Source organism: Paraburkholderia ferrariae NBRC 106233, from assembly GCF_000685035.1.
In the GTDB taxonomy this organism is placed as follows: Bacteria; Pseudomonadota; Gammaproteobacteria; order Burkholderiales; family Burkholderiaceae; genus Paraburkholderia; species Paraburkholderia ferrariae.
Genome location: NZ_BAYB01000009.1, coordinates 197,978 through 210,431 on the forward strand (window position 1 = coordinate 197,978; position 12,454 = coordinate 210,431).

12 protein-coding genes are annotated in these 12,454 nt (G+C 62.3%); 8 read left to right on the top strand and 4 right to left on the bottom strand.

The window, feature by feature from the left end; all coding sequences use genetic code 11:
- Nucleotides 1-226 precede the first annotated feature (226 nt).
- The 3 genes from BFE01S_RS11465 to BFE01S_RS11470 are packed head-to-tail and all read left to right on the top strand — an operon-like array spanning nucleotide 227 to nucleotide 1,669.
- Nucleotides 227-685: a hypothetical protein gene (locus BFE01S_RS11465; protein WP_156966982.1), complete on the top strand. Its 459-nt coding sequence runs from the start codon at nucleotides 227-229 to the stop codon at nucleotides 683-685.
- Nucleotides 682-1,428 (top strand): hypothetical protein, encoded by a 747-nt coding sequence (locus BFE01S_RS44210; RefSeq protein WP_169742622.1) that lies wholly within the window; start codon nucleotides 682-684, stop codon nucleotides 1,426-1,428. Before BFE01S_RS11465 ends, BFE01S_RS44210 begins: the two co-directional genes overlap by 4 nt.
- 7 nt (nucleotides 1,429-1,435) lie before the next feature.
- On the top strand, nucleotides 1,436-1,669 hold the full coding sequence (locus tag BFE01S_RS11470) for a hypothetical protein (RefSeq protein WP_028225613.1): 234 nt from the start codon (nucleotides 1,436-1,438) through the stop codon (nucleotides 1,667-1,669).
- 402 nt (nucleotides 1,670-2,071) lie between these two features.
- Here BFE01S_RS11470 and BFE01S_RS11475 read toward each other — a convergent pair whose 3' ends face one another.
- The 3 genes from BFE01S_RS11475 to fae are packed head-to-tail and all read right to left on the bottom strand — an operon-like array spanning nucleotide 2,072 to nucleotide 5,090.
- A complete protein-coding gene (locus BFE01S_RS11475) occupies nucleotides 2,072-3,526 on the bottom strand; it encodes an NAD-dependent succinate-semialdehyde dehydrogenase (RefSeq protein WP_028225614.1) in 1,455 nt (484 codons plus the stop codon).
- Nucleotides 3,523-4,542, bottom strand: coding sequence for an aldo/keto reductase (locus BFE01S_RS11480; protein WP_028225615.1), 1,020 nt, complete (start codon nucleotides 4,540-4,542; stop codon nucleotides 3,523-3,525). Before BFE01S_RS11480 ends, BFE01S_RS11475 begins: the two co-directional genes overlap by 4 nt.
- Nucleotides 4,543-4,568: 26 nt before the next feature.
- Nucleotides 4,569-5,090 (bottom strand): formaldehyde-activating enzyme, encoded by a 522-nt coding sequence (gene fae / locus BFE01S_RS11485; protein WP_042337511.1) that lies wholly within the window; start codon nucleotides 5,088-5,090, stop codon nucleotides 4,569-4,571.
- A 340-nt stretch (nucleotides 5,091-5,430) separates the two neighbouring features.
- Here fae and BFE01S_RS11490 point away from each other — a divergent pair, with 340 nt between their 5' ends.
- The 5 genes from BFE01S_RS11490 to BFE01S_RS11510 all read left to right on the top strand — a co-directional run bounded on the left by BFE01S_RS11490 (nucleotide 5,431) and on the right by BFE01S_RS11510 (nucleotide 10,790).
- The gene (locus BFE01S_RS11490) at nucleotides 5,431-6,471 is read left to right on the top strand and encodes an ABC transporter substrate-binding protein (RefSeq protein WP_028225617.1); all 1,041 of its coding nucleotides are present in this window, start codon (nucleotides 5,431-5,433) and stop codon (nucleotides 6,469-6,471) included.
- A gap of 69 nt (nucleotides 6,472-6,540) precedes the next feature.
- Nucleotides 6,541-7,497 carry an ABC transporter permease gene (locus BFE01S_RS38320; protein ID WP_042337512.1) on the top strand — a complete coding sequence of 319 codons (957 nt, stop codon included), beginning with the start codon at nucleotides 6,541-6,543 and terminating at the stop codon, nucleotides 7,495-7,497.
- A gap of 103 nt (nucleotides 7,498-7,600) precedes the next feature.
- Nucleotides 7,601-8,425, top strand: a complete 825-nt coding sequence (locus tag BFE01S_RS38325) for a quaternary amine ABC transporter ATP-binding protein (protein ID WP_052420862.1) — start codon at nucleotides 7,601-7,603, stop codon at nucleotides 8,423-8,425.
- A gap of 10 nt (nucleotides 8,426-8,435) precedes the next feature.
- Nucleotides 8,436-9,611 carry an MFS transporter gene (locus BFE01S_RS38330; protein WP_042337513.1) on the top strand — a complete coding sequence of 392 codons (1,176 nt, stop codon included), beginning with the start codon at nucleotides 8,436-8,438 and terminating at the stop codon, nucleotides 9,609-9,611.
- Nucleotides 9,612-9,911: 300 nt separating this feature from the next.
- On the top strand, nucleotides 9,912-10,790 hold the full coding sequence (locus tag BFE01S_RS11510) for a LysR substrate-binding domain-containing protein (protein WP_042337558.1): 879 nt from the start codon (nucleotides 9,912-9,914) through the stop codon (nucleotides 10,788-10,790).
- Here BFE01S_RS11510 and BFE01S_RS11515 read toward each other — a convergent pair.
- Nucleotides 10,763-12,445, bottom strand: coding sequence for a GMC family oxidoreductase (locus BFE01S_RS11515; RefSeq protein ID WP_028225619.1), 1,683 nt, complete (start codon nucleotides 12,443-12,445; stop codon nucleotides 10,763-10,765). The genes BFE01S_RS11510 and BFE01S_RS11515 overlap by 28 nt on opposite strands.
- Nucleotides 12,446-12,454 lie beyond the last annotated feature (9 nt).

The window sequence follows — 12,454 nt, forward strand, 5'->3', positions numbered from 1 at the left end:
AATGGAAATTTTGAATTTCTTAATAAATTCCTGGATTATGCTTCTTTAGCCACATTATATAGTCCGCAATTTTCTTGACATCCAGATACAAATCACTGTAATCTATTTTTCAGACATGAACTCAATCGGAATCCGGGATATCCCGATCGAATTGGATTGAGGTCATCTCAATTTTAAATAACAAGGAAAACGCATTTCATAAAAATATATTCCTTCTGGGTTAACAATGAATCAACGACGAAGATTTTTGAAGTCTATTGCTTCTTTTATTGTTTCCGTCTCGGTTGCACCGGTGATTCGCGCAGCACCATTCAAGCCTGAAATTACACGCTCAGACAACCAGTACGTCCTGACAAATGGAAATCGTGCCATGAAGATGCCGGACGGATCGTGGCGATTTTGGATCAGAGTCATCAAGATAGGCGATAGAAAAACCCCTATTTTGATAACTATTCAGCTTGCGACAGACCGCTCATTCTCACAAGTGGTTGACACCATCGACGTCAAGCTAGATGCAAGCCATTCGTTCATCGCTATGCCCCGCTACAAACCGACGCTCCATAGTTCGACTCTCTACTACCGGTATATTTTGGTGCAGAGTTCGTCGAACAGTTTATCGCAACAGATTGTTGGCCCTGTCGCCTCTATATCCCCCTGGAGCAATATCTCTCAGCCGGAGCAATGATGTCTCTCACCGTTGAATTTGCTTTAAAGTGGGTCGAAGATGGTTCGAATAGTATGCAGTTGTATTCGAGCATAATGAGTGAGATTACCGATGGAAAAACATTAAACATAGTTTCCGATACGGGCATCCTGATTGCGACGGTTGTCAACATTACCCCGATGCTGGAACCAATTCGAATACAAGCCAATACGTTCGCCGCAACCTCGATTCTGCTCAAGGTCGTGTCAGATTGGCAAGATCCGAATAAGAAAATTGAGGCAAACGACATAATAAATCTAATCAGCTCTGCTGGAACCCTCGTTGCGACAATTGTTGTCATTGCAGAGATTGCACCTGAGGCCGCAATCGCGGGCATTGCTATCGCACTCGCAGCTGACGTTGCATCTACGATCAATAGTTATCTAGGATATCTGAAAATATTCTGGAATTATCTTTATAAGAGCCTTCTCTCGTTTGAAGTGCCCCTCGCGACCGATACATCATCGCTTTACGTAATAGAAGGAACCAATACCACAAATAGCCATTCCTCATTAGCAACATACGATGAAATAATGGACTTATCAAACAATTTACTTTTTGCCAAATTTTCAGACGGTGCTACATACGGCGCACCGAATACCCTAATACTAGCACCGTCCGCAATTCCCGGGAGCGTTACTCCAGTCGATGACGCATCGTATCTCCAGCATTTCTGCCAGAATGCAGGGGCAGATAAAGCGCAATGCATGTCCAACTACAACTAGTTTAGAAATGTTCCAGCAACCCTTCCGTTTCGTTAAGACTCTGAAAGTTATAAGTGGGATTTTTCTCGCCATTGGTTGCGTCTTTTTGCTTGGTGCCCGAAAGAATGCGATGGCCTGGTTGCTCGGCCCGATCTTCCTGGGCATCGGTGCAGCAACGACATTCTGGGCGGCTGTACTTGAGAGACATCAGCGACGCAAGGATGCTGAGAAACTAGCCGAGTTTCGCGCTCCTGAAGACTAATTGATTTCACCCAACCCTCATCGTAGTTGGGCGCAACTAAGGCAGTCCAGGAGGCTCACTGGATACCGCATGGGTGTCGCTGATCCAGACCACTCTCTCGATTGGCTACAACTGTCCGGCCAGCGCCGGACGGCCGAGCGTGATCCCTTGCTCGCACGATTGACGCGGAAGGCATATCAGGACGCTCGGAATCAATTCAACACGGACCAAACCGACGCAGCGGCACTTTGGGAAAGGGATTTCGCGCGCCGACGAACTGTATTTCAACAGCTTTATAGACTTTCCGTCCCGGCGACTGTGGATACGTCACTCACCGCCCTCAAAACCCGCGCACAAAAAAGCCGCCACGCTTTCGCGCGGCGGCCTCAACCCACTCTGCAACCTTCCAGCAAGACAACGCGATCAGCCAAGACCGCCCATCATCATGTACTTCGTTTCCAGGTATTCGTCGAGCCCGTACTTCGAACCTTCGCGGCCCAGGCCCGATTCTTTGACGCCACCGAATGGCGCGACCTCGGTCGAAATAATGCCCTCGTTGATACCCACCATGCCGCTTTCCAGCGCAGTGGCCACACGCCAGACCCGGCCGATGTCGCGCGCGTAGAAGTACGCGGAGAGACCGAAGTCCGTATCGTTGGCCGCGCGGATCGCTTCCTCTTCCGTTTCGAAGCGGAACACCGCCGCCACCGGACCGAAGGTTTCCTCGTGCGCGAGCATCATGCCGCCATGCGCGCCGGTAATCACCGTGGGCTCGTAGAACGTGCCCCCCAGCGCATGCGGACGGCCGCCGCACACCACCGTGCCGCCCTTGTCCTTCGCGTCGCTCACGTGGGCTTCCACCTTGTGCAGCGCGGCGCGATTGATGAGCGGCCCCTGCGTTGCGCCCGCCTCCATGCCGTTCGAAACGCGCAGTCCCTCCACGGCCTTCACGAGCCTGGCGACGAACGCATCGTGCACCGCCGCCTGCACGTAGAAGCGGTTCACGCACACGCAGGTCTGGCCCGTGTTGCGGAACTTCGAGGCCATCGCGCCCTCCACGGCCGCGTCGAGATCCGCGTCGTCGAACACGATGAACGGCGCATTGCCGCCCAGCTCTAGCGAAACCTTCTTGACGCTGTCCGCCGCCGCGCGCATGAGCAGTTTGCCCACGCGCGTCGAACCCGTGAACGAGATCTTGCGCACGGCCTTCGAAGCCATCAGCGTGTCGCCAATCGCCGGTGCATCGCCCGACACCACGTTGAACACGCCGCGCGCAATGCCGGCACGTTCCGCCAGCACCGCGAGAGCGAAGGCGGAAAGCGGCGTCTCCTCGGAAGGCTTGAGCACCATCGTGCAGCCTGCGGCGAGCGCGGGGCCGGCCTTGCGCGTGACCATTGCAAGCGGGAAATTCCATGGCGTGATCGCGCCGACCACGCCCACGGGCTCCTTCGTCACGACCACGCGGGTGCCCTTCTTCGGCGCCGGAATCACGTCGCCATAGGCGCGCTTCGCTTCTTCGGCAAACCACGTGAGGAAGCTCGCCGCATAGGCCACTTCGCCCAGCGCCTCCGCATAGGGCTTGCCCTGCTCGGCCGTCATGATGCGCGCGAGGTCCTCGCGGTGCTCCAGCATCAGTTCGCCCCAGCGCCGCACCTTCGCGCTGCGTTCGCCAGCGGTAGCATCGCGCCACGCGGGAAACGCGTGCGACGCAGCGGCCACGGCCTGCAGCGTTTCACGCCCGCCCGCGCGGGCAACCTGCGCGAGCGGTTCGCCGTTCGCCGGATCAACCACGGGATAGGTTGCATCGCTGCCGACCCATTCGCCGTCGATAGAGTTCGATGTGCGCCAGAGCGCACTGTCCTTGAGTCCCTGGATCATGCTGCGATCTCCAGACGGCGTGCCGGGCGCGGCACACGCGGTATACGTGCGCTCACGTAGTCGTTGATGACGTCGCACGGCGTGTAGTTGCGCTCGAGTTCGTGCAGTTCGTCGGCGTCGAGCTTCGTCTCCAGTGCGGCGAGCGCGCCTTCGAACTGCGCAACCGTGTCCGCGCCCACCAGCATCGACGAAACGCCGCTGCGCCCCAGCACCCAGGCCTGGGCGATCTGCGCGCTCGACACGCCGCGCGCGTTCGCCACTTCGGCCACCGATCGCGCGATATCGCGCGAGACCTCATCGTCGTACATCTGCACGGTGAAGAAGTCGGTCTGGTTGCGCACGGACTTCGCGTCGCCGGAGAGCAGGCCGCGCGCGAGCGGGCTGAACACCGAAACGCCAATGCCCTGGTCGAGACAGAACGGGATCATTTCGCGCTCTTCTTCGCGGTACGCGCAGTTCAGTTGCAACTGCATGTTGATGGGCCGCGCGAAGCCGTGACGCTCGCAGGCCTGCAGGATCTTCGCGAACTGCCACGTGAACATCGTCGAAACGCCGATATAGCGCGCCTTGCCTGCGCGCACGATGTCGTTCAGCGCATCCATCGTTTCTTCGACGGGCGTGTTCACGTCGAAGTAATGCAGCATGTAGATATCGACGTAGTCCGTCTGCAGGCGGCGCAGCGATCCGTCGATGCCGTCCATGATGTGCTTGCGCGAATGCCCCTGGTTGTTCACGCCGTTGCCGATGGGGTAGCCCACCTTGGTCGTGAGCACGAGTTCGTCGCGCTTCGCGATCCGGCGCACGATGCGCCCGACCACTTCCTCACCCACGCCCGTCGAGTAAAAATCGGCGAGGTCGATGAAGTTCACACCCGCTTCGAGCGCGCGGCGCACGATGGGCTCGCTCTGCTCTTCGTTGTAGATCCACGGCTTCCAGTCCGGCGTGCCCATGTTCATCGTGCCGAGGCACAGACGCGACACTTTCAGGCCGGAGCGTCCCAGTTGTACGTATTGCATGGCGGTCACCTGTCGGGAGGTCTGGGTCAAGCCGCGCGGGCCTTGGGGGTATAGAAAGGATTGCTGATCTGGTCGCGCACTTCGGCCAGCTTGTCGAGCTTCGGCAGGCCGTTCATCGCGGCGTGGATCGCCGTCTTGCAGGCCGTGTAGTTGTTCTCGTACACCGCGTCGAGATCGTCGCAGGCCCAGTTCACCCAGTTCGCCGTGACGATGCACCATTCGTTTTCCGCTTCGGGAGGCAGCGTGCCGTCCAGCATCGCCTCGGTCACGGCCTTCGCGATGGCGGCCTGCGAGGCGCCCCACGTGGCGTTGCCGTGCAGGTCGCCGCGAATGTCCGCCTTGTTCGCGTAGAGCGTGACGGGCTTGACGGGCACGTTGGGCTGCGCGACCACCATGAAAGGTACGTGGCCTTGCGAGGGCGAGGACAGGCTGTTCGTGAACGCCTGGCCCACCGGGCCGTTGCGCGGGCCGATCATGATGTTGATATGGGCAGCGTTTACGCCTGGTCCCGCGAAACCCTCGCCGATATAGACTTCCAAAGCTTTCATGTCTGACTCCGTCTCCTGGAATTGCCGGGTTGTTGTGCACTGCAACGCCTCAGGGGGGAACCACAGAAAGCTGCAGATTCGCCGCTGTGGCGTGCGCGTCGAGACGAATTCCAGCACAAGCGCCACACACACAAAAGCTACGAAATCTCATGGGGGCATGAGGCGCATTCATCGCCGCGGGAGGCGATCTGCGTGGCATGAGAACAGGTAATGCTTCAATGACTATTCGTGGCTTCGCAACCCGAAACCCTGCCGCTAGACTCTGTTCGCGTGAATTGAACGACGGGCTCAGCCAAGACCTGACGACCCGGCGCAAGACATCCGTAACGGAGGAGACAACATGCAAGGTATCAAGCTGGCAGGCGCCCGCCTCGCCGCTGCGCTCGCACTCGCCTGCGCCGCAACCGGCAGTTTTGCCGCCGCGCCCGGTTGGTGCGGCGCAGGCAAGACCGTGAAGCTCGCCCAGATCACCTGGGAAAGCGGCGCGCTGATGACCGAGATGGTCCGCACCGTGCTCGAAAAGGGCTACGGCTGCAAAACCGAGGTCGTGCCGGGCGCCACCGCCGCCACCGAAACCGCACTCGCCAACGGCGACCTGCAAGTCTGGGCCGAACACTGGACCGGCCGCAGCCCCATCATCGCGCGCGGCATGAAAGACGGCAGCGTGAAGCTCGTGGGCGAACTGATCCCCGGCGGCGACCGCGAAGGCTGGTATGTCCCCGACTACGTGATCCACGGCGACCCCGCGCGCGGCATCAAGCCGCTCGCGCCGCAACTGCGCTCGATCTCGCAGTTGCCGGAGTACAAAAACCTCTTCGCCGACGACGAAGAACCGGGCAAGGGCCGCTTCTACAACTGCCCCTCGGGCTGGGACTGCGAGCGCTTCAACAACCGCCTGCTCGACGCCTACAAGCTCGGCGACGACTACACGAACTTCCGCCCCGGCACCGGCGCGGGTCTCGACGCCGCCGTGGCTTCCGCCTACGAGCGCGGCAAGCCCATTCTCTTCTACTACTGGCAGCCCGCGGGCCTGATGGCGAAGTACCATTTCGTGCAACTGGAAGGCGCGCCGTACAGCGACGCCTGCTGGAGCACCATCGCCGATCCGAAGGGCACGCCCTGCGCGTCCGCGTTCAAGGTCTCACACCTCACGGTGGCGGTCTCCACGCCGTTCTACGAAGCGCAGCCCGACGCCGTGGCGTTCTTCGACAAGATCAGCCTGCCGCTCACGCTCGACGAGCAACTCGTCCAGCAGATGCACGACAAGAAGCTCGACGCTTCCACCGTTGCGCGCACCTTCTTCGAGCAGCACCCCGAAATCTGGAAGCAATGGGTGACGCCGGACGTCGCGGCGCGCGTGCAGGCGGGCCTGCGCACCTGACCGACGCTTGCCGGACCACGGCGGCAATCCCGCCACGCGGCACCTGACTTCCGCAGAATGAGGCACACCATGGGATCCCCCTTCCTTCACCTCTCCATCGCCGACTGGGTCAACGACCAGGTCACGACGTTCGTGCAGCAGTACGGCGACGCCTTCCACAACTTCAGCGTGCTGATGCTGCGCTACGTTCTCGTGCCGCTCGAAAGCCTGCTGCGCGCCACGCCCGTCTGGGCCGTGCTGCTCGCCGTCGGGCTGCTCGGCTGGCACGCCTCGCGGCGCATCGGCGTGGCACTCCTGTTCGTGGGCCTGCTCTACCTGATCGGCTGCTTCGGGCTGTGGGACAAGCTCATGCAGACCTTTGCGCTGATGCTCGTTTCCACGCTCATCTCCGTCGCACTGGGGGTTCCCATCGGCATTCTCGCGGCGTCCAGCGGCACGCTGCGGCGCATCCTGCTGCCGGTGCTCGACGTCATGCAAACGCTGCCGAGCTTCGTGTACCTGATCCCGGTGCTGATGCTGTTCGGGCTCGGCAAGGTGCCGGCGATTCTCGCCACGGTCGTCTATGCGCTGCCGCCGCTCATCCGCCTCACCGATCTCGGCATCCGTCATGTAGACGGCGAGATTGTCGAAGCGGCCCGCGCCTTCGGCACCACGCGCGCGCAGTTGCTGTTCCAGGTGCAGTTGCCGCTCGCGCGCCCGAGCATCATGGCCGGTATCAACCAGACCACGATGATGGCGCTCTCAATGGTCGTGATCGCTTCGATGATCGGCTCGCGCGGCCTGGGCGAAGACGTGCTTGCGGGCATCCAGACGCTCGACGTGGGCAAGGGCATGCAGGCCGGCATCGCCATCGTGATTCTCGCCATCGTGATCGACCGCATCAGCCAGGGCTATGGCCAGGGGCGCCGCACGCGGCGTCTCTCGCGCAGCCAGAAGCAGCCGTCGCGCATTCCGTTCCGGCGTGCCCGTGCCGAAAGCACGGACCAAACGAAGAGCGGCGAGCTGAGCGGCCAGCCCGCGAAGTAGGCGACCGTGCAAGCGGCAGAGCGAAATGTGAATGCGTCCGCGCGGGTGCGCACGGCGAAGCAGCGGACCCGCGCAGCACCGACAAAGCATCGAGGTAACGAACATGAGCGGCATCGAAGTCAAACACGTGTACAAGATCTTCGGCACGCGCGAAGCGGGCGAGCAGGCGCTCGCCATGCTGCGCGGCGGCGCCACCAAGGCCGAAGTGCTCGACAAAACGCGCTGCAACGTCGGCCTGAACGACGTGAGCCTGTCCATCGGCTCGGGCCAGATTTTTGTCATCATGGGCCTTTCGGGCTCGGGCAAATCCACGCTCGTGCGCCATTTCAACCGGCTCATCGAGCCGACCGTGGGCGAGATCCTGATCGACGGCAAGGACGTGCTCAAGCTCTCCGAAAGCGGGCTGCGCGAGCTGCGCCGCTATGGCGTGAGCATGGTGTTCCAGAGCTTCGGACTCCTGCCGCACCAGACCGTGCTCAACAATGCGGCCTACGCCCTCGTCACGCGCGGCGAGAAGAAGGACGTCGCGCATGAGAAGGCGCACGCATGGCTCGGCAAGGTGGGACTCGCGGGCTACGCGAACCACTATCCCGACGAGCTTTCGGGCGGCATGCGCCAGCGCGTCGGCCTCGCCCGCGCGCTCGCTGCGGATACCGACGTGCTGCTGATGGACGAGGCTTTTTCGGCGCTCGATCCGCTGATCCGCACGGAAATGCAGGACCAGTTGCTCGAACTGCAGACCACGTTGAAGAAAACGATCGTGTTCATCACGCACGACCTCGACGAGGCACTGCGCATCGGCAACCAGATCGCGATCCTGCGCGACGGCCGCCTGATCCAGTGCGGCACGCCCGACGACATCCTGCATCGCCCTGCCGACGACTACGTGAGCCGCTTCGTCGAACGCCGCGCCGGCGTGCCGCACTAACGCGTCGCGCATGCGGTCGCTGATCGGGCTGCTCAGCGGCTATACGCTCCTGATTTGCGGCAACAGCCTGCTCACCACGCTGGTGTCGTTGAGGATGCTGCACGTCGAGCGTTCCGCGCTCGACGTGGGCCTCGTGCAGTCCTGCTACTACGTCGGCTATATCGGTGGGGCGCTCGGTCTGGGCCCGCTCGTCGCACGCGTCGGGTCGCAGCGCGCATTCATCGGTTTTTCCGCACTCACCGCGCTTGCGGCGCTCGGCTATCTGTCGTTCGATACGCCTGGCGCCTGGGCGGTGCTGCGGCTCGTGACCGGCTTCAGCATGGTGGGCGTATTCACCTCGATCGAAAGCGGCGTGAACGGCGCGGTGCCGAACGCGCGCCGCGGCCAGGCATTCGCGGTCTATCTCGTGCTGACTTATCTGGGCGTGAGCGTCGGGCAGTTCCTGCTCGGGTTGACCACAACGGATGGCACGGGCGCCAGCGATTTCGAACGCATCTTCGTGAACGCCCTTTTCGTGGGGGCGCTCATTCCCGTCGCGCTGATCGGGGACTGGCAGGTGCCAGTCTCGTCGCCCTCCTGCGCACCCACTTCGCCGCTCGCGACGCCCAAGCGGCCCACGCTGCTCCTCGACGGCCTGAGCGAACTCAGGCGCGCCGCCCCGCGCAGCGTACCGGCCTGCATCGGCGCGGGTCTCCTCTCCAGTGCGTTCTACGCGCTCACGCCCGTTTATCTCGAGCGCATCGGGTTTCCGGCCGCCGATATTTCGCACGCCATGGGCATCGTGCTGATCGGCGCACTGCTCTCGCAGTGGCCGGTGGGCAAGCTCTCGGACCGGATGGGCCGGCGTGCCACGCTGGGCCTCGTATCGGCTGCCGCCGCGGTGCTCGCCGCCACGCTGATCGTGGTGCGCGCGCCGCTCCTCGTCGATTGCGTGCTGTTTCTTTACGTGGCGCTCACGTTCACGCTCTACGGCGTGATCGTCTCCGACGTGAACGACCGCGTCGATCAATCCGCGCGCGTAAAAACCAGCGCGACGCTATTGCTTGTTTTCTCCATCGGGGGTGCGGCCGGCCCCACGGTCGGCTCGCTCTTCATGCGCTTTCTGGGCGCGGGTGGCCTCTACGTGTTCGCGCTCGCCGTGACCGTGGGCCTGGCGGCGCTCTCGCGCACCAAAGCGAGCGCCTGAATGGCGCCTCGACCACGCCGTTTTGGGGCCGCGGTGATGCCTGGCTCTGTACCTGGCTCTGTGCCTGCTTCCATGCCTGAGGTGGTGCCTGCGGAGTCGCTTGCTCAGTTGCCTGCGCGTTTGCCTGTGCGTTTGCCTGTGCGTTTGCCTGTGCGTTTGCCTGTGCGTTTGCCTGTGCGTTTGCCTGTGCGTTTGCCTGCGTGTTTGCCTGCGTGTTTGCCTGGTATACTGCGCGCTTCCCACGAAGCGCCGTCTACAGTCGGCGCCATCCGCCGACAGGAGACGAAATTGAAGCGTAAGATGCCCGCGCTGAACGCCCTCAAGGCGTTCGAAGCCGCGGGCACGAGCGGCAGCTTCACCCGCGCCGCGGAACAACTAAACGTGACGCAGAGCGCCGTGAGCCGCCAGGTTCGCCAACTGGAGGAGCAACTGGGCGAAACGCTGCTCGAACGTCACCACCACCGGCTCGAACTGACCGAAGCGGGCCGCGCGCTGCTACGCACGCTCCAGCAGTCATTCGACCGTATCGAACTGACCGTGCGCACGATCCAGCAGAAGAGCGATATCAACCGCCTGCGGGTCAACGTGCCGCCGACCTTCGCGAGCCGCTGGCTGGTACCGCGCCTCGCGAAGCTTCACGCGCGGCACCCCGCGCTGGAATTGAGCGTGACCACCCGTTTGCAGGACAGCCTCGCCGATTCGACCGCGCTCGACTGCGCGATCCGCTTTGGCGACGGCGAATGGGAAGGACTGGAAAGCTCCTTGCTGATGCACGAGGAGCACATCGCGGTATGCGCGCCGGCGCTGCTCGCGCGCGGTCCGCTCGATCTCGCGGCGGAAACGCTGCTGCACGTGCTGGCCGGCGAGAATCAGCGCTATCTGACATGGCGCCACTGGCTGGATGCCGCCCGCATCGAGGGCGTGGATACTTCAGGCGGCTACGAGTTCGATCTGCTCGACCATGCGATCAACGCCGCCATCGAAGGACTGGGCGTGACGATTGCCGACCGCAACATGATCGGCCGCGAACTGGCCGAGGGCAAACTGGCGCCCGTCAACGCAGTGCACGTCGATGGACGCCAGTCGTACTGGTTCGTGGTGCGGCCGGAACAGAGAGCGTCGAAGCCGCTCCAGTTGTTCCGGCGGTGGCTTCAGGACGAAATCGCCGCCGCCCGCTGAGTGCCCGCGCGCACCGGCCGGTGCGAGAACGGGTCTTCACCGTGCCCGGCGTCTTCGAGGATCATCGCCGCGCCCTTTTCCGCCACCATCATCGCCGCCGCATTGGTGTTGCCCGAGGTGATGTTCGGGAAGATCGAAGCGTCCACCACGCGCAGTCCTTCGATGCCGTGCACGCGCAGGCGTGCATCGACCACCGCCGTCTGCGGGTCGGGCCCCATCGCACAGGTTCCGCACAGGTGGTAGATCGAGCCGCTCTGCTCGCGGAAGTATTGCAGCATGCTCGCGTCGTCGGTGACGGCCGCGGCGGGCGATACCTCTTCCACTGTGATGTCCTTGAGCGCCTTCGCCTGCATGAGCTGGCGCACGAGGCGGCCGCCCTGCATGACCTCGTCGCGATCCTTTTGCGTCGAGAGATAGTTGCCGCGAATGAGCGGCGCATCCTCCACACGCGCCGAGGCGATCTCGACCGACCCGCGGCTCGTGGGTCGGCACGGATTGCAGGCAATCAGGAAACCTGAGTAAGGCTCCGGCTCGAGCGAGGCACGGTTCGACTTCGGAATCCGGTACGACAGCGGATTGAAGTAGATCTGCATGTTCGGCTGTGTTTCGTCCGGATTCGTGCGGAAGAAGCCGCCGGACTGGTTCACGCTCATCGAAAGCGGGCCCTTGCGGGTCAGCAGATATTGCAGCCCGAACTGGAGCTTGCCCACCCAGCTACCGAACGCATCGTTGAGCGTCTTCACGCGTGCACGATAGTAGAAGCTCACGCACAGGTGGTCCTGCAGATTCTGCCCGACTGCCGGCAGTTCGTGCACGAGCCCGATGCCGTGCCGGTCCAGCAACGCACGCGGGCCGACGCCCGAGAGTTGCAGCAGCTTCGGCGAATCGACGGCACCCGCCGCAACGATCACTTCGCGGTTCGCATGGAACGTACGCTTCTTGCCCTGCTGCTCGATTTCCACACCCGTCGCGCGGCGCGCCGCGTCGAACAACACGCGCGTAGCCTGCGCATGATGTTCGATCGTGAGATTCGGGCGATGCCCCGCACGATGCAGATAGGCCACGCTGCTCGAATCGCGGCGGCCGTTACGCGTATTCACGTCGTAGATGCCCACGCCTTCCAGGCGCGCGCCGTTGAAGTCCTCGTTGCGTTCGTAGCCCAGTTGCTGCGCGCCTTCGATGAAGGTCTCGCAGATCGGATGCGCACCGTCTTTCATCGGTGTGATGCGCACGGGGCCATCCGCACCGTGCCATTGCGTATCGCCCAGCGGATGCGATTCGAGCTTGCGGAAATACGGCAGCACGTCGCGATACGACCAGCCCGGATTGCCCGCTGCGGCCCAGTCGTCGTAATCGCGCTGGGCGCCGCGCACGTAGATCATCGCGTTGATCGACCCGGAGCCGCCCTGCACCTTGCCGCGCGGGCAATAAATCTTGCGGTCCGCCAGCTCCGGCTCCGGCTCGCTGTAATACATCCAGTTATAGACGGTGTGGTAATACAGCTTCGCGAAGCCGATGGGGATCTTGAACCAGAACGATTTGTCCGGTCCGCCCGCTTCGAGCAGCAGCACGGAGTGCTTGCCCGAGGCCGAAAGCCGCTCGGCGAGAATGCAGCCCGCCGATCCGGCGCCGACGACGATGTAGTCGTAGTTCATCGCTGTGTT

What these genes read in the sequence shown, in the direction of transcription:
- BFE01S_RS11465 (WP_156966982.1), top strand. Translation starts at nt 227, where the DNA reads ATGAATCAACGACGAAGATTTTTGAAGTCTATTGCTTCTTTTATTGTT.
- BFE01S_RS44210 (WP_169742622.1), top strand. Translation starts at nt 682, where the DNA reads ATGATGTCTCTCACCGTTGAATTTGCTTTAAAGTGGGTCGAAGATGGT.
- BFE01S_RS11470 (WP_028225613.1), top strand. Translation starts at nt 1,436, where the DNA reads ATGTTCCAGCAACCCTTCCGTTTCGTTAAGACTCTGAAAGTTATAAGT.
- BFE01S_RS11475 (WP_028225614.1), bottom strand. Translation starts at nt 3,526, where the DNA reads ATGATCCAGGGACTCAAGGACAGTGCGCTCTGGCGCACATCGAACTCT.
- BFE01S_RS11480 (WP_028225615.1), bottom strand. Translation starts at nt 4,542, where the DNA reads ATGCAATACGTACAACTGGGACGCTCCGGCCTGAAAGTGTCGCGTCTG.
- fae (WP_042337511.1), bottom strand. Translation starts at nt 5,090, where the DNA reads ATGAAAGCTTTGGAAGTCTATATCGGCGAGGGTTTCGCGGGACCAGGC.
- BFE01S_RS11490 (WP_028225617.1), top strand. Translation starts at nt 5,431, where the DNA reads ATGCAAGGTATCAAGCTGGCAGGCGCCCGCCTCGCCGCTGCGCTCGCA.
- BFE01S_RS38320 (WP_042337512.1), top strand. Translation starts at nt 6,541, where the DNA reads ATGGGATCCCCCTTCCTTCACCTCTCCATCGCCGACTGGGTCAACGAC.
- BFE01S_RS38325 (WP_052420862.1), top strand. Translation starts at nt 7,601, where the DNA reads ATGAGCGGCATCGAAGTCAAACACGTGTACAAGATCTTCGGCACGCGC.
- BFE01S_RS38330 (WP_042337513.1), top strand. Translation starts at nt 8,436, where the DNA reads ATGCGGTCGCTGATCGGGCTGCTCAGCGGCTATACGCTCCTGATTTGC.
- BFE01S_RS11510 (WP_042337558.1), top strand. Translation starts at nt 9,912, where the DNA reads ATGCCCGCGCTGAACGCCCTCAAGGCGTTCGAAGCCGCGGGCACGAGC.
- BFE01S_RS11515 (WP_028225619.1), bottom strand. Translation starts at nt 12,445, where the DNA reads ATGAACTACGACTACATCGTCGTCGGCGCCGGATCGGCGGGCTGCATT.